Source organism: Janthinobacterium sp. BHSEK (assembly GCF_056174685.1).
Map to the genome: position 1 here is coordinate 103,427 of NZ_JBWBYV010000049.1, position 23,416 is coordinate 126,842.

At 64.5% G+C, this 23,416-nt stretch carries 21 protein-coding genes; 15 read left to right on the forward strand and 6 right to left on the reverse strand.

The features are described from left to right. Positions 1 to 24 precede the first annotated feature (24 nt). The 4 genes from accB to AC0V2Y_RS17665 all read right to left on the reverse strand — a co-directional run bounded on the left by accB (position 25) and on the right by AC0V2Y_RS17665 (position 2,328). Positions 25 to 492: an acetyl-CoA carboxylase biotin carboxyl carrier protein gene (accB, locus tag AC0V2Y_RS17650; protein WP_086137068.1), complete on the reverse strand. Its 468-nt coding sequence runs from the start codon at positions 490 to 492 to the stop codon at positions 25 to 27. Between the two features lie 91 nt (positions 493 to 583). After that, a complete protein-coding gene (gene aroQ, locus AC0V2Y_RS17655; RefSeq protein ID WP_475416103.1) occupies positions 584 to 1,021 on the reverse strand; it encodes a type II 3-dehydroquinate dehydratase in 438 nt (145 codons plus the stop codon). Between the two features lie 82 nt (positions 1,022 to 1,103). Beyond that, entirely contained in the window at positions 1,104 to 1,658 is a 555-nt protein-coding gene (locus AC0V2Y_RS17660) for a TlpA family protein disulfide reductase (protein ID WP_475416104.1), read from the reverse strand. A gap of 19 nt (positions 1,659 to 1,677) precedes the next feature. Continuing rightward, complete coding sequence (locus tag AC0V2Y_RS17665; protein ID WP_070290494.1) at positions 1,678 to 2,328, reverse strand: hypothetical protein; 651 nt, start codon at positions 2,326 to 2,328, stop codon at positions 1,678 to 1,680. Positions 2,329 to 2,443: 115 nt separating this feature from the next. Between AC0V2Y_RS17665 and mpl the strand changes: the two genes are divergently transcribed. The 9 genes from mpl to AC0V2Y_RS17710 all read left to right on the forward strand — a co-directional run bounded on the left by mpl (position 2,444) and on the right by AC0V2Y_RS17710 (position 11,828). After that, on the forward strand, positions 2,444 to 3,820 hold the full coding sequence (gene mpl, locus AC0V2Y_RS17670; protein WP_475416105.1) for a UDP-N-acetylmuramate:L-alanyl-gamma-D-glutamyl-meso-diaminopimelate ligase: 1,377 nt from the start codon (positions 2,444 to 2,446) through the stop codon (positions 3,818 to 3,820). After that, positions 3,817 to 4,401: a YqiA/YcfP family alpha/beta fold hydrolase gene (locus tag AC0V2Y_RS17675; protein WP_475416106.1), complete on the forward strand. Its 585-nt coding sequence runs from the start codon at positions 3,817 to 3,819 to the stop codon at positions 4,399 to 4,401. Before mpl ends, AC0V2Y_RS17675 begins: the two co-directional genes overlap by 4 nt. After that, a complete protein-coding gene (locus AC0V2Y_RS17680) occupies positions 4,398 to 5,012 on the forward strand; it encodes a chorismate--pyruvate lyase family protein (RefSeq protein WP_475416107.1) in 615 nt (204 codons plus the stop codon). The genes AC0V2Y_RS17675 and AC0V2Y_RS17680 overlap by 4 nt, the downstream gene beginning before the upstream one ends. Before the next feature lie 2 nt (positions 5,013 to 5,014). After that, on the forward strand, positions 5,015 to 7,084 hold the full coding sequence (locus AC0V2Y_RS17685) for a ribonuclease catalytic domain-containing protein (protein WP_475416108.1): 2,070 nt from the start codon (positions 5,015 to 5,017) through the stop codon (positions 7,082 to 7,084). A 137-nt stretch (positions 7,085 to 7,221) separates the two neighbouring features. Next, positions 7,222 to 8,079 (forward strand): energy transducer TonB family protein, encoded by an 858-nt coding sequence (locus AC0V2Y_RS17690; protein ID WP_475416163.1) that lies wholly within the window; start codon positions 7,222 to 7,224, stop codon positions 8,077 to 8,079. A gap of 11 nt (positions 8,080 to 8,090) precedes the next feature. After that, on the forward strand, positions 8,091 to 8,918 hold the full coding sequence (gene aroE, locus AC0V2Y_RS17695) for a shikimate dehydrogenase (RefSeq protein WP_475416109.1): 828 nt from the start codon (positions 8,091 to 8,093) through the stop codon (positions 8,916 to 8,918). Further along, positions 8,900 to 9,646 carry a monofunctional biosynthetic peptidoglycan transglycosylase gene (gene mtgA, locus AC0V2Y_RS17700; protein WP_475416164.1) on the forward strand — a complete coding sequence of 249 codons (747 nt, stop codon included), beginning with the start codon at positions 8,900 to 8,902 and terminating at the stop codon, positions 9,644 to 9,646. Before aroE ends, mtgA begins: the two co-directional genes overlap by 19 nt. Before the next feature lie 221 nt (positions 9,647 to 9,867). Then, positions 9,868 to 10,833 carry a magnesium/cobalt transporter CorA gene (corA, locus tag AC0V2Y_RS17705; protein ID WP_034746658.1) on the forward strand — a complete coding sequence of 322 codons (966 nt, stop codon included), beginning with the start codon at positions 9,868 to 9,870 and terminating at the stop codon, positions 10,831 to 10,833. Positions 10,834 to 11,111: 278 nt separating this feature from the next. Further along, positions 11,112 to 11,828, forward strand: coding sequence for an HAD family hydrolase (locus AC0V2Y_RS17710; RefSeq protein WP_475416110.1), 717 nt, complete (start codon positions 11,112 to 11,114; stop codon positions 11,826 to 11,828). Positions 11,829 to 11,833: 5 nt separating this feature from the next. Here the strand turns inward: AC0V2Y_RS17710 and hemL are convergent, their stop codons facing one another. Continuing rightward, the gene (gene hemL / locus AC0V2Y_RS17715; RefSeq protein WP_475416111.1) at positions 11,834 to 13,123 is read right to left on the reverse strand and encodes a glutamate-1-semialdehyde 2,1-aminomutase; all 1,290 of its coding nucleotides are present in this window, start codon (positions 13,121 to 13,123) and stop codon (positions 11,834 to 11,836) included. Positions 13,124 to 13,182: 59 nt separating this feature from the next. Beyond that, a complete protein-coding gene (gene thiD / locus AC0V2Y_RS17720; protein ID WP_475416112.1) occupies positions 13,183 to 14,040 on the reverse strand; it encodes a bifunctional hydroxymethylpyrimidine kinase/phosphomethylpyrimidine kinase in 858 nt (285 codons plus the stop codon). 96 nt (positions 14,041 to 14,136) lie between these two features. Between thiD and AC0V2Y_RS17725 the strand changes: the two genes are divergently transcribed. The 6 genes from AC0V2Y_RS17725 to AC0V2Y_RS17750 all read left to right on the forward strand — a co-directional run bounded on the left by AC0V2Y_RS17725 (position 14,137) and on the right by AC0V2Y_RS17750 (position 23,403). Next, positions 14,137 to 14,289: a rubredoxin gene (locus AC0V2Y_RS17725; RefSeq protein WP_010401308.1), complete on the forward strand. Its 153-nt coding sequence runs from the start codon at positions 14,137 to 14,139 to the stop codon at positions 14,287 to 14,289. 84 nt (positions 14,290 to 14,373) lie between these two features. Continuing rightward, positions 14,374 to 14,796, forward strand: a complete 423-nt coding sequence (locus tag AC0V2Y_RS17730; RefSeq protein ID WP_475416113.1) for a response regulator — start codon at positions 14,374 to 14,376, stop codon at positions 14,794 to 14,796. Between the two features lie 36 nt (positions 14,797 to 14,832). Then, positions 14,833 to 15,198, forward strand: a complete 366-nt coding sequence (locus tag AC0V2Y_RS17735; RefSeq protein ID WP_070222135.1) for a response regulator transcription factor — start codon at positions 14,833 to 14,835, stop codon at positions 15,196 to 15,198. Between the two features lie 26 nt (positions 15,199 to 15,224). Then, the gene (locus AC0V2Y_RS17740) at positions 15,225 to 15,830 is read left to right on the forward strand and encodes a chemotaxis protein CheW (protein WP_475416114.1); all 606 of its coding nucleotides are present in this window, start codon (positions 15,225 to 15,227) and stop codon (positions 15,828 to 15,830) included. Next, positions 15,830 to 18,067 (forward strand): methyl-accepting chemotaxis protein, encoded by a 2,238-nt coding sequence (locus AC0V2Y_RS17745; protein WP_475416115.1) that lies wholly within the window; start codon positions 15,830 to 15,832, stop codon positions 18,065 to 18,067. Before AC0V2Y_RS17740 ends, AC0V2Y_RS17745 begins: the two co-directional genes overlap by 1 nt. A gap of 41 nt (positions 18,068 to 18,108) precedes the next feature. Continuing rightward, complete coding sequence (locus AC0V2Y_RS17750; RefSeq protein ID WP_475416116.1) at positions 18,109 to 23,403, forward strand: Hpt domain-containing protein; 5,295 nt, start codon at positions 18,109 to 18,111, stop codon at positions 23,401 to 23,403. Positions 23,404 to 23,416: the final 13 nt, after the last annotated feature.

Below are 23,416 nucleotides of genomic sequence, written 5' to 3' on the forward strand. Positions count from 1 at the left end.
GTTGCCGGCCGTGTGGACTGGGTTTTAGCCGATCACAAACAAGGGTTGACCGAATTCGACCGGTTGGCCGTTTTCGACCAGGATCTGGGTCACGACACCGGCTTTATCGGAGTCGATTTCATTCAGCAGCTTCATCGCTTCGATGATGCACAGGGTATCACCTTCCTTGACGGTCGAGCCCACTTCAACATAGGCGGCGCTGCCAGGCGCGGAGGAGCGGTAGAAGGTGCCGACCATCGGCGACTTGACCACATAGCCCGTTGGCTCGGCGGCCACCACGACGGCAGCTGCCGCGGGTGCTGGCGCGGCGGCTGGCGCGGCGGGCTGGTATTGGGCTTGCATGCCTTGCGGCTGCATCATGACCATCTGGTTTTGCGGCATGGCCGACGATTTGACGATGCGAACCTTGCTTTCGCCTTCGGTAACTTCCAGCTCTGCGATATCCGATTCGGCGACCAGGTCGATCAAGGTCTTGAGTTTTCGTAGATCCATGTAAAACCCCTAGGAATGTAGTTTGTTTTATGAGTGATGCGGTGATGTCCAAGAACCTATCGCCGCGCTAAATGCGTGCAGATCGCGTAGATTAACGTTTTTTAAGCGCAAAGTCGATGGCAAACCGATATCCATCGATACCTAGCCCGCAGATCGTCCCCTGCGCGATCGCGCTGAGAAATGAGTGATGTCGAAACGTTTCGCGTTGATAAATATTCGAGATATGGACTTCCACGAACGGGATGGCGACCCCGGCCAGCGCATCGCGCAAGGCAACGCTGGTATGGGTCAGGCCGCCCGGATTGATGACGATGGCATCGATCCCTTCCGCTCGCGCGGCATGGATGCGGTCGATCAGCGCGCCTTCGTGGTTGCTTTGAAAGCAGACCAGGCTGGCACCGGCCGCCATGGCTTGCGCCATTGCTGCCTGTTCGATATCGGCCAAGGTGCTGGCGCCGTAGACCTCAGGCTCGCGCGTTCCCAGCAAATTCAGGTTGGGACCGTTGAGCAGAAGGAGGTTTTTTGCCATGTATGGAAGACCGTTTTAGCGAAAGTTCCGCATTTTGCCGCCAAAGATACGCATTGGCAAGAGAAAAAAGCACGCTCCGAATTTACAATTTATCCAGATCGGCGCGCAACTGATCAAATTTCAAGCGGCCCAGATAGGTCTTTTTGACTTCGCCATCGGCGCCGATCAGCACCGTAAAGGGCAAACCGCCCGTGGCATTGCCAAAATGACGCGACAGGTCGGTACCGCTCATGCCGGAGACATACACGGGATAGGCGATCTTGACCTTGCTGGCAAAAGTGGCAATATTGCTGGTCGAATCGATGCCGATGCCGATGACCTGCAGGTTTTTCGCCGCATAGTGGCCTTGTACTTCGGATAACTCCGGCATTTCTTCCACGCAAGGCGGGCACCACGGGGCCCAGAAATTGACCAGCAAATTCTTGCCTTTCCATTGCGACAAGGCTTGCGTGGCGCCCGCCGCGTCCGGCAAGGACAGCGCATACAGCTCGTTGACGGGGCCCGTCGCGCCTGGCGCAATGGTGGTCGTCAGCGGTCCCGCTGCCTTCGCTTTTTCCTTGCTCAAACCGACGTAGGCGCCCATGCCGCCAAACATCAGCGCGACGATGGCGCAGGCGATCCAATTCTTTTTTGTCATAACTTTATCTATATCAATGTTAGTCGGCAGCCGGCACGCCATCGGCGAGGCTGGCGGCCAGCAGGCTGCGCAGCCCGGCGATATCGGTGCGCAGCACCTTGCCGTCGGCCTTGGCTTTCAGCGCGCCGCGCATATCGTCGAGCTCATACATGGCCGCGTGCACGCCTTCATTTTTCCACAAGAAACTGGCTGTCTCGACCGCATCATAACGCGCTCCCTTGAAATGCGGGCTTTCCGACATGTCGAGCACGACATTTTTATTCAGCAGGAAGATGTGGATTTCCTTGGCGCTCTCGGCAAACAGCTGCAAATAGATCTCGTCATGGGGGCCGGCCGTGCCGTTGAGCACGGGGCCGCTGAGCAGGGGATGAAATTGTTGCAACGCTTCCATGACCTGCAGCGCGATCGTGCGCAGCTGGAACAGGCGCGCCGGCTGGCTGTCGGCCAGGAACAGGGCATTGTATTGCCGCACCTGCTCTTCGATCATGTCGTTGTCAGGCAGTATATTGGGCCGATTCGTGGGCCGGTTCGGCGCGTCGCCCAGGACTTGCCGCGCCGCCTTGCGCTTGGCGCTGCCATAGTCGGCGCCATCCTGCGCCACGAGGCGCGCGGCAGCGGCGGCGATTTCCAGGCGCAACTGCGCGCTATCGTCAAATGCATCGTTCGTCATGAGCGAGATGATACTCCGAAGCGGAAAAAGTCATGGCGTCAGGTAAAATCCTGCACTTGCTGTTTTTTATCTCACCGTCTTACTTACTTAAGCGTGCACCTTTCGCACTGATCACATGCATATTCATATTCTCGGCATTTGCGGTACCTTCATGGGCGGCCTGGCTGTCCTGGCCAAGGAAGCCGGCCATAAAGTCACCGGTTGCGATGCCAACGTCTATCCGCCGATGAGCACCCAGCTGGAATCGCAGGGAATCGAGCTGATCCAAGGGTTCGATCCGGAACAGACCAAGCTGAACCCGGATTTGTATGTGATTGGCAATGTCGTCTCGCGCGGCAACCCGCTGGTGGAAGAAATCCTCAACCGCAGCCTGCCGTACGTGTCCGGCCCGCAGTGGATCGGCGAACATATCCTGCGCAATCGGTGGGTGCTGGCCGTGGCCGGCACGCATGGCAAGACGACAACCTCGGCCATGCTGGCCTGGATACTCGAAGACGCGGGCTACGCGCCGGGCTTCCTGATCGGCGGCGTGCCGATGAACTTTGGCATTTCCGCCCGCCTCAGCGGCAAGATCGACGGCAAGAGCGCCGAGTCCGACTTCTTCGTCATCGAAGCCGACGAATACGACACGGCCTTCTTCGACAAGCGCAGCAAGTTCGTGCATTACCACGCGAAGACGGCCGTCATGAATAACCTGGAATACGATCACGCCGACATCTTCCCCGATCTGCACGCAATCGAGACGCAATTCCACCACCTGGTGCGTACCGTGCCCGGCATCGGCCGCCTCGTGTTCAACGGCGACGAAGCGTCGCTGCAGCGCGTGCTGGCGCGCGGTTGCTGGAGCGAACAGGAAAGTTTTGGTCAAGATGCCCACTGGCAACTGCAAGAGCAGGCCGATGGCAGCTTCGACGTGTATTTCAATGGCCAGCAGGAAGGCCATGTGGCCTGGGCGCTCACGGGCAAGCACAACCGCAGCAATGCGCTGGCCGCCATCGCCGCCGCGCGCCACGTGGGCGTGCCCATTGCCCAGGCGTGCGCTTCGCTGGTCAGCTTCGAGAGCGTCAAGCGGCGCATGGAAGTGCGTGGCGTGGTCAACAACATTACTGTGTACGACGATTTCGCGCACCATCCGACGGCCATTGCCACCACCGTGGGCGGCTTGCGTCAAAAAATTGGCAGCAGCGGCCGCATCCTGGCCGTGCTGGAGCCGCGCTCGAACACCATGAAGCTGGGCGCCATGAAAGATGCGCTGCCGGGCAGCCTCAAGGATGCCGACCTGGTGTTTGGTTACGGCAGCCATGCCGCGCTGGGCTGGAGTCTGGGCGACGCGCTGGCGCCGCTGGGCAAGATTGCCAGCGCCTATGAAGACATCGATACCCTCGTGGCGGCCGTGGCCGCCAGCGCCCGTCCCGGCGACCAGATCGTCGTCATGAGCAACGGCGGCTTTGGCGGCGTGCACCAGAAATTGCTGGAGGCGCTGGGCCGATGATTCTGTACCTGCATGGATTCCGCTCGTCGCCCCTGTCGATGAAGTCGCGCCTGCTGGCCGCGCAGATGCAGGCGCTGCGCCGCGCAGATGAGTGGCTATGCCCGCAATTGCCGGCCTCGCCCAAGCTGGCCATCGAACTGGCGCTGTCGCTGGTCAAGGATGTGGCGCCAGCCGAGCTGACCATCATCGGCTCCTCGCTGGGCGGCTATTACGCCACCTGGCTGGCCGAGCGGCTCGGTTGCCGCGCCGTCCTGCTCAATCCTGCCATCGTGCCCCTGATCGACCTGGAACAGCATGTGGGCGTGACGACAGAGTTTCATTCTGACAAGCCATTCGAGTTCAAGCGCGAATACATCGCCGAGCTGGGAACGTTTGCCGTAGAGAAAATTACTGAACCACAACGTTACTTCCTGATCGCCGCCACCGGTGATGAAGTGCTCGACTACCGCGACATGGTGGCGCATTATCAGGGGGCGCGGCAGTGCGTCATCGACGGCAGCGACCATGGCATCAGCGAATTTGCCGCATACCTGGCACCCGTGCTGGCATTTTGCGGCATCCCGACGGATGCGGCCAGGTGAGGCCGGGTTCGCTGCGGCAGGCGCAATGGCATGCGCATGTCAACGCCGTCAATGCGCCGCCGGCCTTGCGCCACTGGCTCACGGGCGGCGGTTCGCTGACGGCCAAGCTGAAAGCGCATAGCCAGGCGTTCCGCGTGCAATGTTTGCATCAGGAAACGGCACGCTGCTTGAGCGATGAGGCCGCCATCATTGGTTTGCACCGCGCGGGCCGGGTATGGGAACGCGAAGTGCTGTTGCGTTGTGATAACAGACCGGCCGTGTTTGGCCATACCGTCGTGCCCATGCAGGCGACGGCCACGGACTGGCCTTTGTTTTCCGCGCTGGGCGAGCGTTCGCTGGGCACGACCCTGTTTGGCGACCGCATGGTACGCCGCGGTGCACTGGAATTTGCCCGCTTGCGCGCCGGCCATCCGCTGGTGCAGCGGGCGCAGGCGGCGCTGGCAGGGGACGGGCGGCGCTTTGACGCCAAGTCGCTGTTTTTTGCCCGCCGCTGCCTGTACCAGCGTCACCAGGGATTGCTGCTGGTAACAGAAGTATTTTTGCCGGCGGTGCTCGAGTTGGCGTCCATCGCTCGCACCGTTGCAACCGACACATTAATAAACAAAGCATAACAATGAATCTATTTTTTGAAGAATCCGGCGATTTCAAGGTCGGCATGGTCCTGTCGCAAGCGGGTGAGGCCTATCAGGTCGAAATGGCCAGCGGCAAGCGCACCAAGGTCAAGGTCAAGGATGTGCTGCTGCAGTATGAAAAGCCGGCCCCGGCCGAGCTGCTGGAACAGGCCAAGAGCATTGCCGCCGAGATCGACCTCGATTTCCTGTGGGAAGTGGCGGGCGAAGACGAGTTCGGCTTTGCCGAGCTGGGCGCCGAGTATTTCGGCCATGCCCCCTTGCCGCCGGAAGCGGCCGGCCTGATCCTGGCCCTGCATTCGGCGCCCGTGTATTTCTACAAGAAGGGCCGTGGCCGCTACAAGGCGGCGCCGGAAGCATCCTTGAAGGCGGCCCTGGCCGGCATCGAAAAGAAAAAGCAGCAGGCGCTGGTGCAGGCAGGCTATGTGGAAGAGCTGAAACAGAACCGCTTGCCAGCCTCGATGCAGCCCATGGTGCTGCAACTGCTGTTCAAGCCGGACAAGAACACGATTGAATACAAGGCGCTGGAAGCGGCGTGCACGGAATTGCACACGACGCCGCCGCGCCTGATGCTGGCCGTCGGTGGTATTGCTTCGCCGAAAGATTTGCACCTGTCGAAGTTCCTCTTCGAAAATTTCCCCAAGGGCGCCGGTTTCCCCAACGTGCCCGTGCCGTCCGTGACGGCCAAGCTGCCGCTGGCCGACGTGGCCGCCTTCTCGATCGACGACGTGACCACGACCGAGATCGACGATGCCTTCTCCGTGCAGCCTTTGCCCGATGGCACCGTGAAAGTGGGGATTCACATCGCCGCGCCGGGCCTGGGCATCCGTCCGGAAGACGTGATCGACAAGATGGCGCGCCAGCGCATGTCGACCGTCTACATGCCGGGCGACAAGATCACCATGTTGCCGGACGAAATCGTCAATGCGTTTACCCTGGCGGAAGGCACGACGTGCCCGGCCCTGTCGCTGTACGCCACCCTGGACCCGAAAGCCGACTGGGCCGTGGTCAGCACGCAGACGCGCGCCGAGCTGGTGCCGATCGCCAGCAACTTGCGCCATAACCAGCTCGACGACCTGGTCAACGAAGAAACCCTGGCCAGCGGCGAGGGGGAATACCCGCACAAGGCCGATTTCGCCATCCTGTGGCAATGGGCGCAGCAGCTGGAACAGGGCCGCATGAAGAAACGCGAAGCGTTTGGCCTGAAGCCGGAACAGAATAACCGCGTCGATTTCAACTTCTATGTGGAAAACGACATCGTCACCGTGGCGCGCCGCAAGCGTGGCGCGCCGCTCGACAAGATCGTCGCCGAACTGATGATTTTTGCCAACAGTACCTGGGGCAAGATGCTGCACGACCATGGCGTGCCCGGCATCTACCGCAGCCAGGGCGGCGGCAGCGGCAATAGCTGGGCGGCAAAGATGCAGGTGCGCATGGTTACCCATGCGGCGCCGCACCAGGGCCTGGGCGTGGATCAGTACGCGTGGAGCACCTCGCCCTTGCGCCGCTACACGGACCTGGTGAACCAGTGGCAAATCATCGCCTGCGCCGAGCATGGCGTGACGGCGCCCCTGGTGGCCCCGTTCAAGCCGCGCGATGCGAATCTGTTCGCCATCGTCTCGGCCTTCGACGCCGCGTATGCCGCGTATGGCGATTTCCAGTCGAACATGGAACGCTACTGGTGCTTGCGCTGGCTGCACCAGGAAAACGCGCGCCAGGTCGATGCCGTCGTGCTGAAAGATGAAATCCTGCGCCTGGTCGACATTCCGCTGGTCATCAAGCTGCCGGGCATGCCATCGGTGGCGCGCGGTGCGCAGGTCAAGCTGGATCTCTTGCGCTGGGATGAAGTCGATCTGAGCATCGAAGCGCGCCTGCTGGAAATCGCCGCCGTGCCCGATGCGGCGGCCGACGCCGAGCTCGATTACGAGGAAGACGCGGGCGACGACGGCGCGGAGGAAGCTTCGCCGGAAGCGGCGAACCAGGTCAGCGACGCCGATGCGGAAGTGGCGGAACTGGCCAGCGAAGACGTGGTCAGCGAACCCGAGGTCAAGTAAGGCGGCGGGGCGGCGTGAAAAACGGGACTGAAACTGTTTCCCGCGCCGCCCTTTGACGTAGAATTCAGCCATCTTGTATGGTGTGCCTGTTGCGAACTGGGTTGCGCGTGAAGTCTTTCCGAGAGAATCGTTTCCTGATGATAGCCGTGGCGGTATCGCTGCTGGCGCACGGTGCCTTGCTGGCGATGCATTTTGTCGCCCCGGCGCCGCAGCGGGCCGTGGCCACCGATCCCGGCCTGGAAGTGATCCTGGTCAATGCCAAGCATGCGAACAAGCCGCTGAAGGCCGATGCCCTGGCGCAAGCCAGCCTCGACGGCGGCGGGCAAGCGGACAAGGGCCGCGCCAAGTCGCCCTTGCCCGACATGCGCAAGGTGGAAGAGGGCGACAGCGTCAAGGCCAGCGCCCGGCGGATCGCCGAACTGGAGCGGAAGCAGCAGGAATTGCTGACGCAGGCGGCCACGCCGACGCCCTACAGCGCCGCGCCCGTCACGGAAAAGGACAAGCCCAATCCCCTGGCCAGCGGTTCGGATTTGATGGAAAGCAGCAAGGCCATCGCGCGCATGGCGGCCGAGATCAGCCAGACCGTGGAAGACCAGAATAAGCGTCCGCGCAAGACCTTCATCACCCCCAGCACGCAGGAGGTCGGCTATGCCATGTATTACAAGACCCTGCAAAAGCGCATCGAGGAAATCGGCACCCTGAATTTCCCGCAAAAGAATGGCCGCAAGATGTATGGCGAACTGGTCGTCTACATCCCCATCTTCCAGGACGGCACGATCTACCAGAAAGAGGGCGGCGCCCGCGTGGAAAAAAGCTCGGGCAATCCCGCGCTGGACGCGGCGGCCCTGGCCATCGTGCGCCGCGCGGCGCCGTTCGGCCGTTTCCCACCGAATATGTTGTCGAGTGATAAGGATGATCTGTGGGTCGTCATCACCCGTTTCAAATTTACCCGCGAAGAAAAAATGGAAGCTAACCTGACTGGCGGCAGCAATTGAACAAGCAAGAGATGAATCCCGATCAATATTGTGTCTTCGGCAATCCCATCGCCCATAGCAAGTCACCCCTGATCCACGCCGCGTTTGCCCTGCAGACAGGACAAGCGTTGGTCTACGAGCGCCGCCTGGCGCCGTTGGACGGCTTCGCGCTGGCGGCCCGCAGCTTTGCCGCCGAGGGCGGCAAGGGCGCGAACGTGACGGTGCCCTTTAAACTGGACGCGTGCGCGCTGGCCACCGAGCTGACGTCGCGCGCGCAAGCGGCCGGCGCCGTCAATACCCTGCGTTTCGATGGCGACACCATTCTTGGCGACAATACCGATGGCGCGGGCCTGGTGGCCGACATCATGCGCAACGCGGGCGTGGCCATCGCCGGCAAGCGCGTCCTGCTGCTGGGTGCGGGCGGCGCGGCGCGCGGCGTCGTGCTGCCGCTGCTGGAACAGGGGCCGCAGGAAATGTTCATTGCCAACCGCACCGTGGCCACGGCCGAGGCGCTGGTGGCGCAGTTTGCCGATGCGCTGGCGCACCCCGGCCAGCTGCGCGCCGGCGGCTTCACGCAGCCCGACGGCGTCTTCGATATCGTCATCAATGCCACCTCGGCCAGTCTGGCGGGCGACTTGCCGCCCGTGCCGCCGGGTATCTTCGGCAGCCACACCCTGGCGCTGGACATGATGTATGGTGCCCAGCCCACCGTCTTCATGGACTTTGCCGCGCAACACGGCGCGCAGGTGCGCGATGGCCTGGGCATGCTGGTGGAACAGGCAGCCGAAGCGTTCTACGTGTGGCGCGGCGTGCGGCCGCAGACGCAGGATTTGCTGGCGCAATTGCGCAGTGCCCTGTGAGCGCGGGCAAGAAGGGCGCGCGCAAGGGCGGCAGCGGCGGCCGCTACGGCTGGATCAAATGGCTGTTCATCGTGCCCGTGCTGGCCTTTATCGCCGTGCAGCTATATTTCTTCCTGCAAATCTGGTGGTGGGTCGACCACAATCCGTCCAGCACGGCTTTCATGCGCGAACAGTTGTCTGTCTTGCAGGACAAGAATCCGAATGCCACGATCAAGCAGACGTGGGTGCCGTACAACCGCATCTCGAACAACCTGAAACGGGCCATCATCGCCTCGGAAGACGCGAATTTTTCCGAGCACGAGGGCGTGGACTGGGAGGCGTTGCAAAAGGCGTATGAAAAGAACAGCAAGAAGCAGAAAGTCGTGGCGGGCGGTTCCACCATCACCCAGCAACTGGCGAAGAATCTCTTCCTGTCCGGTTCGCGCAGCTATGTGCGCAAGGGCCAGGAACTGATCATCACGTATATGCTGGAAAGCCTGATGGAGAAGCAGCGCATTTTCGAGATTTATTTGAACGTGGTGGAATTTGGCACGGGCATCTTCGGCGCCGAGGCGGCCGCGCGCCACTATTACCGTGTCAGCGCGGCGGGCCTGAGCGCCGGGCAGGCGGCGAAACTGGCCGTGATGCTGCCGAACCCCCGTTTTTACGACCGCCACCGCGACACCGGTTACCTGAACCGGCGCACGGGCGTGATCCTGCGCCGCATGGGGGCGGCGGAACTGCCTTGATGGCAGCGGGCTTTCTTTGTATAAAATTAAAGCTGTTGAATTGGCACTATTGCGGCGCAGCATCTTAATCGCTTCGATTGGTGCAACGCCGCACTTTTTCCATGAAAAAGCCGTGCCGGGGGTGGTCGTGAAAAGGCCTTTGCGGGTACACTTGCGCTGTTTTCATTTTTGGCGCCAGCGCCAGCACATTACGATAACCCCACATCCGGCTGAGAGCGCGCATGATCAATGTCTTTGTATTACAGAATGGCCGGCTCAACCAGGTGCCGATCGACAGCCGCGCAGACCTCGAAAATGCCGAACCGGTGTGGGTCGACCTGACCGACCCCACCGATGATGAACGGGCCTGGGTCAAGGCCATCTACAACGTCACCCTGCCGGGCGAAGACGAAGTCAAGGATATTGAAGCGTCGGCCCGCTATTACGAAGCGGAAAACGGCGACTTGCATCTGCGCACGGATTTCCTGCGCGAAGAAGACGACGGCCCGTCGCGCGTCATCACCGTGGCCTTCATCCTGGCCCGCAAGATCCTGTTCTCCATGCATACGGACGACTTGCCCGTGTTCCGCCTGGTGCGCATGCGCGCCCGTTCGCGGCCAGGCTCGATTGCCGACTACATGGACGTGCTGCTCGACCTGTACGCCACCGATGCCGAATATTCGGCCGACGTGCTCGAGGGTATCTACCAGAACCTGGAAGAAGTCAGCACGCGCGTGCTGCAAAAGGAATTTACCGATGCGCACGCGGCCGAAGCGCTGAATGCCATTGCCCACGAGGAAGATTTGAATGGCCGTATCCGCCGCAACATGATGGATACGCGCCGCGCCGTGAGCTTCCTGATGCGCGGCCGCTTGCTCAATTCCGAGCAGTTCGAGGAAGCGCGCCAGATTTTGCGCGACATCGAATCGCTGGACGGTCACACGTCTTTCCTGTTCGACAAGATCAACTTCCTGATGGACGCCACCGTCGGTTTCATCAACATCAACCAGAACAAGATCATCAAGATCTTCTCGGTGGCCAGCGTGGCCTTCCTGCCGCCCACCCTGATCGCCAGCGTGTACGGCATGAACTTCAAGCTGATGCCGGAGCTGGAATGGTCGTTCGGCTATCCATGGGCCTGGGGCTTGATGATCACCAGCGCCATCGCGCCCTTCCTGTACTTCCGCCACCGCGGCTGGCTGAAGTAAGCGGTCTCGCCGGGGCGCTCCCGCGTCCCGGTTTCAAGGCGAGCGCAGCAATTTCAAAAATCGGCGATAATCACTGGTATTGTGTGGTATTGAATTGGTATCTACGTTGCTTGTGTTGAGCCAGTCTTTCCCCCGCTGGCTGCCTCTTGCAGAAAAGTATCGTCATTCAGGCGTTTTCTGCGTGGCAGCGTCCGCCTGTTCCACCTATGATCGTTGCGATGCCAGCCTTGCCGGCTGGCCGCCGCATTTCCCGCCACCATTGTTCTTCTGGAGAGTCCATGCCTGATACCGCCATCACCCCACCGCGCTTCACCCATTTGATCAGCGACTGCGATGGCGTACTGATCGACAGCGAAGCCGTGGCCCTGCAAGCGCTGCTGGAATTGCTGGGGCCGCGCCTGCCGAACCTGCCCGAGGGCATCACCTTGCAAGGCTTGATCGAGCCGCGCCTGGGCCAGCGACTGGTGCCGCTGATGCAGGATATCTACAAGGAACTGGGCTTGCCGCAATTGCCGGCCGACGAGATCATGGCCATCGGCAATGCCGTCGATGCGGCTTGCGACGCGCAATTGCGCGCCGTGCCCGGCGTGGCGCAGGCGCTGGCCGCCATTCCCCTGCCCAAGGCCGTGGCATCGAACAGCGTCAGCGCGCGCGTGCTGTCGGCGCTCGAACGGACCGGTATGGCGCCGTTGTTCGACAAGCGCGTGTTTACGCCGGACCTGGTGGGTCATGCCAAGCCGCATCCGGGCGTCTACCTGGCGGCGGCGGCCGCCTTCGGGGTGCCGCCAGGCCAGTGCCTGGTGCTGGAAGACAGCGTCACGGGCGTGACGGCCGCCGTGGCGGCGGGCATGACGGTATTGGGATTCATCGGCGGCGGGCATATCGCCGCCGGCCAGGAAGATAGGTTGAAAGCGGCCGGCGCGCATGTCGTTTTCAACGACATGGCCAGTTTGCCGGCGCTGGTGGCCGCGGTGATGGACACCGCGACCGTGTAAAACGCTTAGGCGAGAGCGGCAAACACCTTGCGCGCGGCGGCGATGGTGGCGTCGATGACGGCGTCATCGTGCTGCGCCGAGACGAAGCCCGCCTCGAAAGCGGCGGGCGCGAAATACACGCCTTCGTCCAGCATGGCGTGGAAGAAGGCGTTGAACTTGCTGCGGTCGCCCGCCATCATTTCCGCGTAGCTGGTCGGCGGCGTTGCGCTGAAATAGATGCCGAACATGCCGCCGATGTAGTCGGCGCAGAAGACCACGCCCGCCTCCTTGGCGGCGGCGGTCAGGCCTTCGGCCAGGCGCTTGGCCGTGGCGCCCAGCCGCTCGTAGAAGCCCGGCTGCTGGATCAGTTTCAGGGTGGCCATGCCGGCCGCCACGGCGACCGGGTTGCCGGACAATGTGCCGGCCTGGTAGACGGCACCCAGCGGCGCCATGTTGTGCATCAGCGCCGCGCTGCCGCCGAAGGCCGCCACCGGCATGCCGCCGCCGATCACCTTGCCCAGCGCGGTGAGATCGGGCTGGATGCCGTACAGCGCCTGCGCGCCGCCCAGGGCCACGCGCAAGCCGCACATGACTTCATCGAAAATGAGCAGGGCGCCGTGCTGCGTGCACAGCTCGCGCATCGCCTGCAGGAATGCCGGCGTGGCTTTCACCAGGTTCATGTTGCCGGCCACCGGTTCGACGATGACGCAGGCGATTTCCGCGCCGAAGCTGTCGAAGGCGTCCTTCAACTGTTCCACGTTGTTATAGTCGAGCACCAGGGTGTGCTTCACAAAATCTTCCGGCACGCCGGCCGAGGTCGGGTTGCCGAAGGTGAGCAGGCCGCTGCCCGCCTTGACCAGCAGCGAATCGGCGTGGCCGTGGTAGCAGCCTTCGAACTTGACGATCTTGTCGCGTCCCGTGGCGCCGCGCGCCAGGCGCAGGGCGCTCATGGTCGCTTCCGTGCCCGACGACACCAGGCGCACCTGCTCGATCGACGGCACCAGGCGCGTGATTTCCTCGGCCATCAGCACTTCGCCTTCGGTCGGTGCGCCGAACGACAGGCCCAGCGCGGCCGCATCCTGCACCGCTTTCACCACTTCCGGGTGGGCGTGGCCGACGATGGCCGGGCCCCAGGAGCCGATATAGTCGATATAGCGCTTGCCGTCCGCGTCCCAGAAATACGGGCCTTCGGCGCGCGTGATGAAGCGCGGCGTGCCGCCGACGGAGCGGAAGGCGCGCACGGGCGAGTTGACGCCGCCTGGCGTGGTTTTTTGTGCGCGGGCAAACAGGATGTCGTTCTGTGAAGTCGTCGTCATGATAATCGTGCCTTGAGAGTGGATCGTTGTCTGTGTCGTCTGTGTTTGTGTGGACGGGATTATTGGGCGCCGTGCTGGCGCTGCTGCCGGAACAGGCGGTTCGGCACCAGCTTGCCCATGCCATGGCGCTGCGCGTGGGCCAGCGCGCCGGCCGTGAATTCCTGCGCCGCCACGACTACCTGCGGCACGTCGTCTTCGTTTGCTGCCAGGGCCAGCAGGGCGGTGGCCGCCGCCGACAGGGTGCTGCCGGCGCCGTTGAAGATGCCCGGCAGGTGCTGCCATTCGTCGTGGCGCACCACGCCGTCCTCGCCGAACAGGGTATTGGCGCGCAGCTTGCCTTCGCCCGTGCCGGACTTGCTGGCGTCGGCCGGCATGCCGGTGACGAGCACGTATTCGCAGCCCAGGGCCACCAGGTAGTCGACGTCGTTTTGCAGGGTGTCGTCCGGATCGGCATCGCGCCAGGTCTCGGCCAGGCGTTCCAGCTCCACCGGCGAGAGCACCAGCAGTGTCGTTTGCGGGATCAGCAGCTGGCGCACGGCCGTGAGGATGTCTTCGTCGTCCATGCCCTGTTCCGGCAGCGCCGAGATGAAGGGGTCGAGGATCAGCGGCACGTTCGGATAGTCGGAGACGATTTCGGCGATGGCCGTGACGTTTTCCACGCTGCCCAGCGCGCCGATCTTGATGGCGGCCACGGACATGTCTTCCAGCAGCACGCGCGCCTGGTCGGAAACCCAGTCCGGGTCGACCGCCTGCACGTCTTCCACGCGCGCCGTATCGCTGATCAGCAGGCCCGTGGTGACCGACAGGCCATGGCAGCCGAAGGCTGAAAACGTGGCCAGATCGGCCTGGATGCCGATCGCGCCGACCGGATCGGACACGCCGAAGCTTAATATGAGGGGAGAAGTTTGGTTTTGCACGGCGGGTAGATTAAGATACCTAATTCAGCATTTTACTTGATTGAAGGGTGGCAGAACGTGAGTAGCAACGAAACAACGCAGCAATTCCAAACGTGGATGTGTCTTATTTGCGGCTGGGTTTATGATGAAGCGGCCGGCTTGCCCGACGAAGACATCGCTCCGGGCACGCGTTGGGCCGATGTTCCGATGAACTGGACCTGCCCTGAATGCGGTGCGCGCAAGGATGATTTCGAGATGGTGGCGCTGTAGTCAATCAGGTCCACGGGATGCCGCTGCCGCACGTAGGTATCGCGGCCGCCTGTGCTATGGTATGAAAGATTGTCGAATAATCACATGACGCGTCCCTTCCCGCCCGAGGCGCCGTCCGGTGCCGTGTGCGCCAGCGCCACGATACTCGTCATCGACGACAGCGCGACGATACGCAGCGCGGCCGCAAAGATATTGGGCGAGGCCGGTTACCGCGTGGTGGTGGCGGAAAACGGCTTCGAGGCCCTGGCCAAGATCGCCGACTGCCAGCCGGCGCTGATCGTGTGCGACATCGTGATGCCGCGCCTGGACGGCTACCGCACCTGTGCGCTGATCAAGGCCAGCGCGGCGTATCGCGCCACGCCGGTGCTGATGCTGTCGTCGAAGGAAGGCTTGTTCGACCGCGCGCGCGGCGCCATGGCAGGCGCCAGCGCCTGTCTGGCCAAGCCGCTGGCGCGCGAGGCGCTGCTGGAGGCCGTGCGGCTGCACCTGGCCGGGCATTTTGAGTAAGTGTTTTTATTGATTGACAACGCAGCAAGGAAGCAGATGGCCATACACACAATTCTGATCGTCGATGACTCGCCGACAGAACGCTACTACCTGAGCGAGATGCTGGTGCGTGCCGGTTATGCCGTCCTCACGGCGCAGGACGGCGCCGACGCGCTGGCGCAACTCAAAGAGGCCAGGCCCGACCTGATCCTGATGGACGTGGTGATGCCCGGTGCGAATGGCTTCCAGATCACGCGCGCCATCGCGCGCGATCCCGAACTGCAGGACGTGCCGGTGATTATCTGCTCCAGCAAGAGCCAGGAAACGGACCGCATCTGGGGCTTGCGCCAGGGCGCGCGCGATTACCTGGTCAAGCCGGTGGTGGAAGCCGAGCTGCTGGCCAAGATCGCCGCGCTTTCCTGAGCATGCACACGATGCCAGGTCACGGCGTGTCCACAGCGGCCTTTCCGCCTGCCGCTGCCGCCATGCCATCTTTTGAGGCGGGCGCGCGGCAGGGGCGCTTGCGCCAGTACCAGCTGCAATTGATCGAGCGGATACAGGCAGCGCGCAGCGGCGCACTGGCGGCGCGCAAGGAACTGGGCGTGATGCTCGGTGGCCGCCCCTGCCTGCTCGACCTGACGCAGCTCGGTGAAATCGTCATTGCCGCCGGTGTGCAGATCCAGGGCGTGCCGTTGGCGCAGGACTGGTACCTGGGCCTGGCGGCCATGCGCGGACGCCTGACGGGGGTCGTCGACCTGGCCCGCTACATGGGCGAACCGGCTTGCGCGCCCGGCAATCACTGCCGCATCATCACGTTTTCACCCCGCCTGGGCCTCAATTGCGCATTGCTGGTCGAGCGCGTGCTGGGCTTGCGCCAGCTGCGCGCGATGCAGCCCGTCTCCTTGCCGGATGCCCCACCGTCGTGGGCGGCGCAGGCGCTGCGCGACAGCGAAGGGCAGCAATGGCTGCGCCTGGACCTGGCGCAGCTGGCGCAAGCGGAACGCTTCCTCGATGCCGGTTTTGGCGGCCCGGCCCTCCACAAGGACATTTGCTGATGGGCGCCCATTCTCCCATCCTGGCGGCCGGCATGCCCGAAGCGGAGCACGCGCCCGGGGAGCCGGCATCGGCGGCCGACCTGCCGCTGCGCCTGCGCGACGCGCTGGGGCGGCGCAAGTCGCTGGCCAGCGCGCCGGCCGGGGACTGGAAGTTGCCGCTGATCGGCCATTTTCCGCTGCAAAAGCAGCTGAGCATCCTGTCGACGGTGATGGCCCTGAGCCTGGCCGCCAGCCTGCTGTTCGTCGGCCTCAATACGCGCAGCGGCAATATCGCCTCGGCGCAGACGCAGCTGGCCAGCGATGCGCTGATGCATTCGCAGCGCATCGGCAAGGCCGCGCCGAACGCCGTGCAAGGCAATCCGGAAGCCTTCCGCCAGCTCGAGGAAAGCCGCAATGAACTGAACCAGGATTTCCGCCTGATGCTGCGCGGCGGGACGTATCACGGGCGCGATATCGGCGAGTCGCGTTCCGCCCTGCTGGCGGCCGTGGCCGACGCGCGCAAGAAGTGGGCCAGCAGCGACCGCGCGGCCAGCACTATCCTGCGCCTGAAAACGGAGCTGGGCGAATTCGACAGGACCTTGCAGCAATTGAACGCGCTGTCGCCGGCGCTGCTGGCGCAGACCGAGGAAGTCGCGGCGCTGAAGGTGCAGCGCGGCGGCAATGCGCGCGATCTGGCCGTCATCGGCCGCCTGATGATGCTGAGCCAGCGCATGAGCCGCAGCGCCAGCGAGTTCCTGTCGTCAGGCAGCATCAGCTCGGAAACGGCGTTTTCGCTGGGGCGCGACACGACGTATTTCCGTACTGCCGTCGAAGGCCTGTTGAATGGCAGCGTGTCGCTGCAACTGGCGCCCACGCGCGACGCCGAATTGCGCGACCGGCTGGTGGCGCTGAAGGCCAGTTTCGACACTTACCAGAAGCTGGTGTCGTCGATACTCGACCGGCTCGACAAATTCAGCTCCGCGAAAAGCGCCGAACAGCTGATCTTCAACGAGAACGAAGACCTGCGCCAGCGTCTGACCCTGCTGCAGCAGATGTATCACGTGAACCAGGAAACCCTGGGCGTCGCCTTCTGGATGATGGTCGGCGGCGTGTTGCTGACCCTGATCGCGGCCGCCGGCATCGGCCGCGTGCTGCTGCAGGACTCCGTCAACCGCACGCGCGACGCCGAGCGGCGGCGCCAGGAAGCGGAAATCCTGCGCCTCCAGTCGCAGGGAAAAGAGGAAGAGGCGAAGGCCAGGAATGAGCAGAACCAGGCGGCCATCCTGCGCCTGATGAACGAATTGCAGAAGGTCGCCGATGGCGACCTGACGGTGCAGGCCACCGTGTCGGAAGACATCACGGGCGCCATCGCCGATTCCGTCAACTACACGGTCGAGGAATTGCGCGGGCTGGTGGGACGGGTGACGGCGACGGCCGAACAGGTCAACCGCGCCTCGACGCAGGCGCAAAGCATCTCCAGCAAGCTGCTGATCGCGTCGCAGCAGCAGTCGCGCGAAATCCAGGGCGTCAGCGCCACCGTGGTCAAAATGGCCAATGCGATCACCGACGTGTCGAAGTCGGCCAGCGTCTCGGCCGACGTGGCGCGCCAGTCGGTGGCGGCGGCGCAGCAGGGTTCGACGGCGGTGGAAAACGCCATCAAGGGCATGCATGAAATCCGCGAGCAGATCCAGGATACCTCGAAGCGCATCAAGCGCCTGGGCGAATCGTCGCAGGAAATCGGCGAAATCACCGAGCTCATTTCCGACATCACCGAGCAGACCAATGTGCTGGCGCTGAACGCCGCCATCCAGGCCGCATCGGCCGGCGAGGCGGGGCGCGGCTTTTCCGTCGTCGCCGAGGAAGTGCAGCGCCTGGCCGAACGCTCGGCGGCCGCCGCCAAGCAGATCGGCGCGCTGGTGCGCACCATCCAGGCCGATACCCAGGATGCGACGCGGGCGATGGAAACGTCCACGCAGGGCGTGGTCGAGGGCGCGCGCCTGTCCGACGCGGCCGGCGCGGCCTTGAACGACATCAGCCAGGTGTCGAAGCACCTGGCCGAACTGATCCAGGGCATCTCGTTCGCCACCGGCACGCAGGCCGGTTCGGCCAGCGGCGTGGCCTTGAATATCCAGCATATCCTGAGCGTGACGGAGCAGACCCAGGATGGCACGCAGCAAACGGCGCAATCGATCCATAAACTCTCGATGCTGGCGCAGGAACTGAAAAATTCGGTGTCGCGCTTCCGCGTCGCCGCCTGAACGCCGCGCCAGTCCAGGGCGAATTCCTTACCGAGGCATGCATGAGCACACCTGATAGTCCACAGCAGTCCAAGCCATTCGACAGCGAACCTTTGTCGTGGGTGATGGTGGAAATCCGCGAAGCCCTGGGCCGCTCGAAAACAGCCCTGTTCGAGGCGGGCGGCCGCGAGCGCGAGGAACGCGCCACGGCCCTGCAGCACGCGCGCTCGCACCTGCACCAGGCGCATGGCGCGCTGATGATGGTGGACGTGGCCGGCGTCGGCCTGCTGACGGACGGCGCGGAACGGGCGCTGGCGCGCTTTCGCGACGGCAGCCTCGAATACACGCTGGACCATGCGCAAGTCGTCGCCGGACTGTATCAGGCATTGACCGAGTACCTGGAAGACCTGGTGGCCGGCACGCCGCCGCAGCCGGCGCGCTTGTTCCCCTACTACCGCGACCTGCAAACCATGCTGGGCGCCGAGCGCATCCACCCGGCCGACCTGTTTTTCCCGCCCTCCGCGATGCTGGAAGGGCAGGCCATCGCGCTGGCCGACACGCCGCCCGTGGCGGACTATCCTGCATGGCGCGGACGCTTTGAAAAATCCCTGCTGCCCTTCCTGAAGGCGCAGGATGACGCGGCGCGGCGCCAGCACGCGGGCGACCTGCACGCCACCTTGACCCTGGTGGCCGACGCGCAGCAGGAAGCGCCGGCGCGCACCTTCTGGTTCGCCATGCAGGCGTTCGCGGGGCTGGCGGCCAGCGGCGAGGGCATGGGCACGCTCAACGTCAAACAGCTGTTCGGCCTGATCAACCTGCAATTGCGCCGCCTGGCGCAGGGCACGGCCAGCCTGCCCGAAGCGATGCTGCGCGACGCCCTGTTCTTCATCGCGGCCGCACGCGAACCGACGCCGGAGGCACGCCAGTTGCGCACCGCGTTCGCCCTGGACGGCATGCTGCCCGCCGACGTGGAAGCGCGGCGCTACGGCCAGGTCGACCAGGATGCCTGGCAAGGCGCGCGCACGGCCCTGGCGCAGGCGCGCGCCAGCTGGAGCCGCCTGGCGCAAGCCGACCTCGATCCAGTCCTGGGCACGGATTTCGACGCATCGCTGCACGAAGTGGCGGCACACGTGGAGACCCTGAAGCAGCCGGCCCTGGCCAGCCTGCTGCGCGAGTGCGCGGCCGTGGCGCGGCAAGCCGTCACCAGCGGGCGCAGCGCGGCCCTGGAAAATGAAATCGGCATGGCCCTGCTGTTTGCCGACACGGGCCTGGCGCAGCTGCGCCGCCTGCCCGACGATTTCGCCGGCAATGCGGAAACCATCGCCGCGCGCCTGCAGGCGCTGCTGGCCGGCGAAGCGCCGCCGCCCGTCACGGCGGGAGAACTGTCGCGCCAGATCGAGCAGGGCCAGACCGTGGCCGCGCTGGCCGAGGACATGAAGACAGGGCTGCGCCAGGTGGAAAAGGTGCTCAACGCCTACTACGCGGATGCAGCGGGTGCGGGGACGGCGGGGGCACTCGATGGCGTCGCGCCCGTGCTGGAGCAGTTGCAGCGGCAGCTGGCCGGACTGGGACAGGACGACGCACGCGCCGCCGTGCTGCAGGTCGATGCGGCCGTGCGGCAGCTGGCCGGCGGCGACACCGATGCGCACGCCAATGCGGAGTCGCACGCCGCGGCGCTCGACGAGATCGCGCAAAATGTCAGCGCGCTGGGCTTTTTTGTCGATATGCTGGGCCGCAACGCACAGGCGGCCAGCGGGCGTTTCCATTTCGATGCGGCCGCCGGCACCTTCCGCGCCCTGCCATTTGAAAAAGTCGCCGCCGCCGGCGCCGTGCCCGTGCCCTTGCTCGACCAGGCGCTGGCGCCCGCCGCGCCTGCCGGCATGGATGCCGCGCCGGCGGTGACCGACGTCGACGCGCAGATGCTCGACATCTTCATCGCCGAAGCGCGCGAAGTGCTGGCCTTTGTCGACACCACGCTGGCCCTGCCGCGCGAGCAGGCCGCCAGCGGCGACCACCTGGCCATGCTGCGCCGCTCGTTCCATACGCTGAAAGGCAGCAGCCGCATGATCGGCCTGGCGCAGTTTGCCGAAGCGGCCGGCGCCGTCGAGCGCGTCATGAATACCTGGCTGGCCGAGGCGCGCCCCGTCAGCGACGACTTGTTTACCTTGCTCAATTACGGCTGGTACCAGCTCAGCGAATGGGTGGCCGAACTGGAAGGCGGCGCGGGGCGCGAGCGGGAGGCCGGCATGCTGCTGGCGGCGGCCGAGCGCGTGCGCGAAGGCGGACCGTTCGAACTGCGCAAGCCTCGCCCGGCATCGGCCGCGCCCATGGCCAGCAATGGCAATGTGATCGGACTTCCCTTGGCCACGGCGCCCGCGCTGCACGAAGCGCCTGACGATCACCTCAAGCACGTGGGCGAACTGCGCATCAGCCTACCCTTGTACAACATCTACCTGGCCGAGACGGATGAATTGCTGCGCGTGCTGACGCGCGACTTCGGCGAATGGCGCCATGAACAGCGCGCCGTCAGCGCGGAGGCACTGCAAGCTGTGCATACGCTGGCGGGGACGTCCGGCACGGTCGGCTTCCAGTCCCTGCGCGACCTGGCGCACGCGCTCGAGACGGTGATCGAAACGGTGGTGCCGCCGCTGGCCGGCCTGCAGGAAGCCCAGCACGACGTGCTGGAGCAGGCCACGCAGCGCATCGGGCAAATGCTGCAGGCGTTCGCGCTGGGCGACCTGGCGCCATCGCAGCCGGACATGATCGAAGCGCTCAACACCCTGTGGCGCGCCTTGACGGCGCCGCCCGGCGAGAGCCGGGAAGACCGGCTCGACGCCCTGTTTGCGGCCGCGTATGCCAGCATCGTCGGTACGCCGGCGCAGCCCGCCGCGCCGCTTCCCGAAGTCCCTGTACCGCAGCTCGAGACCCTGTTCGAGGCGACGTATGCGAGCATCGTCGCCGACGCGCTGCAGCCGGAGGCCGCCGAAGTGCCGGCGCCGCAACCGGCGCAGGACAGCGGCGCCAGCGACGACCTGTTCGACGCCGGCTTCGAGCACGCGCCGCCGCTGGAGCATGCGGCGCCGGAAGCGCCGGCGCCCGCCATCATGCCGGCCGATGCGGCCGCGCTGCTGGCGGCGAGCGCCGGCATCAGCGATGAACTCGACCTCGATCTGTTGTCCGTCTTCCTGGAAGAGGGCGCCGACCTGCTGCCGCAGATCGGCGAGGCGCTGCGCAGCTGGCAGCAGCAGCCGCACGACAGCGGCCAGGCGCAGATGCTGCTGCGCACCCTGCACACCGTCAAGGGCAGCGCGCGCATGGCCGGCGCCATGCGCCTGGGCCAGCATGCGCATGAAATCGAGACGCATATCGAAAACATGCTGCACGCGGGCACCGCCACGCCGCAAGCCTTCGAGGAATTGCTGGCCCACTACGACCATGCGCTGCACCTGTTCGAGCAGTTGCAGCAGCCCTTGCTGCCCTTGCCGGGCATGGAAGACACGCCGGTGACCGAACCGAAGGCGGCGCTGGTGCGCGTGCGCGCCGATATCCTCGACCGCCTGGTGAACCAGGCCGGCGAAGTGTCGATCACGCGCTCGAAGATGGAAAATGAAGTGGGCGTGCTGGGCGCTTCGCTGTCCGAGTTTTCCGACAACCTGGCGCGCCTGCGGCGCCAGCTGCGCGAAGTGGAAATGCAGGCCGAATCGCAGATCGCCTCGCGTATGGCCGTCGGCAGCGAGCGCGAATTCGACCCGCTCGAATTCGACCGCTTTACGCGCCTGCAGGAACTCACGCGCATGATGGCCGAAAGCGTCAACGACGTGGCCTCGTTCCACGAAAACCTCAGCCACAGCGTCGATGCGGTGACGGACGACCTGGTGCTGCAGGCACGGCTGACGCGCGAGCTGCAGCGCGACCTGATGCAGATCCGCATGGTGCCGTTTGCCAGCATCGCCGAACGCCTGTTCCGCGTGGCGCGGCAAAGCGCCAAGGAAGTCGACAAGCGGGTCAACCTCGACATCCGCGGCGGCGGCGTGGAAATCGACCGCAGCGTGCTCGAACGCATGGCCGCGCCCTTCGAACACCTGCTGCGCAACGCCATCGTGCACGGCGTCGAGCCGCGCGATGCGCGCCTGGCCGCCGGCAAGAGCGAGACGGGCGAGCTGCTGGTGCAGGTCAGCCAGCAGGGCAATGAGGTGGCGATCGCCTTTTCCGACGATGGGGCGGGACTGGACCTGGAACGCATCCGCGCCAAGGCGCACGGCGCCGGCCTGGTGGCGACGGACGCGCCGCTGACCGACGCGCAGGCGGCCGAGTTGATTTTCACGCCGGGCTTTTCCACCGCCGACAGCCTGACGGAACTGGCTGGACGCGGTGTTGGCATGGACATCGTGCGCTCCGAAGCGCTGGCCCTGGGCGGGCGCGTGGAAACGCTGACGCAGGCGGGCCTGGGCATGCGCTTCACCATCCACCTGCCGCTGACCCTGGCCGTCACGCAAGTTGTGCTGCTGGCGGCGAACGGCAAGACGTATGCCTTGCCGTCGGTGCTGGTGGAGCAGGTGCTGCACCTGAAAGGCGAACAGCTGGAGCAGGTGCGGGCGGCCGGGCGCATCGAGTCGCACGGGCAGTCGCTGGCGCTGCATCACCTGTCGGCCATGCTGGGCGAGACGCCGGCGGCGCAGGCCACGCAGCGCCATGCGCCCGTGCTGCTGCTCAGGAATGGCAACGACAGGCTGGCCTTGCAGGTCGATGACGTGGTGGGCAACCGCGAAGTCGTGGTCAAGCACGTGGGCCCGCAACTGGCGCGCATGCCGGGCATCGCCGGCGCCACGGTGCTGGGCACGGGCGACATCGTGCTGATCCTCAATCCGGTGGCGCTGGCGCAGCACCTCGAGCATCATCCGGAACTGCTGTCGCAGTATGCGCTGGCCAGCAGCGAGCAGCATGCCGCTTCCAGCGCGCTGGCCGCGCCTGCCGTGCGCGTGATGGTGGTCGACGATTCGCTGACGGTGCGCCGCGTGATGCAGCGCCTGTTCGAGCGCGAAGGCTACCAGGTGCTGCTGGCCAAGGATGGCCTCGACGCGCTGGAGCAGCTGCATGCGCTGGAACCGGCTGCCATGCCGGCGCTGTTGCTGGTCGACGTGGAAATGCCGCGCATGGACGGTTTTGATTTGACGCGCAATGTGCGCAGCGACGACAAGACGCGCGCCATCCCCGTCATCATGATCACCTCGCGCAGCGCCGACAAGCACCGCGCGCATGCATTCGAGCTGGGCGTGAATGCGTATTTCGGCAAGCCGTTCCAGGAAGAGGAATTGCTGGCGGAGGTGGGGCGCTTGCTGGCCGACGGCGTGGCGTAACCCGACGTCTTCA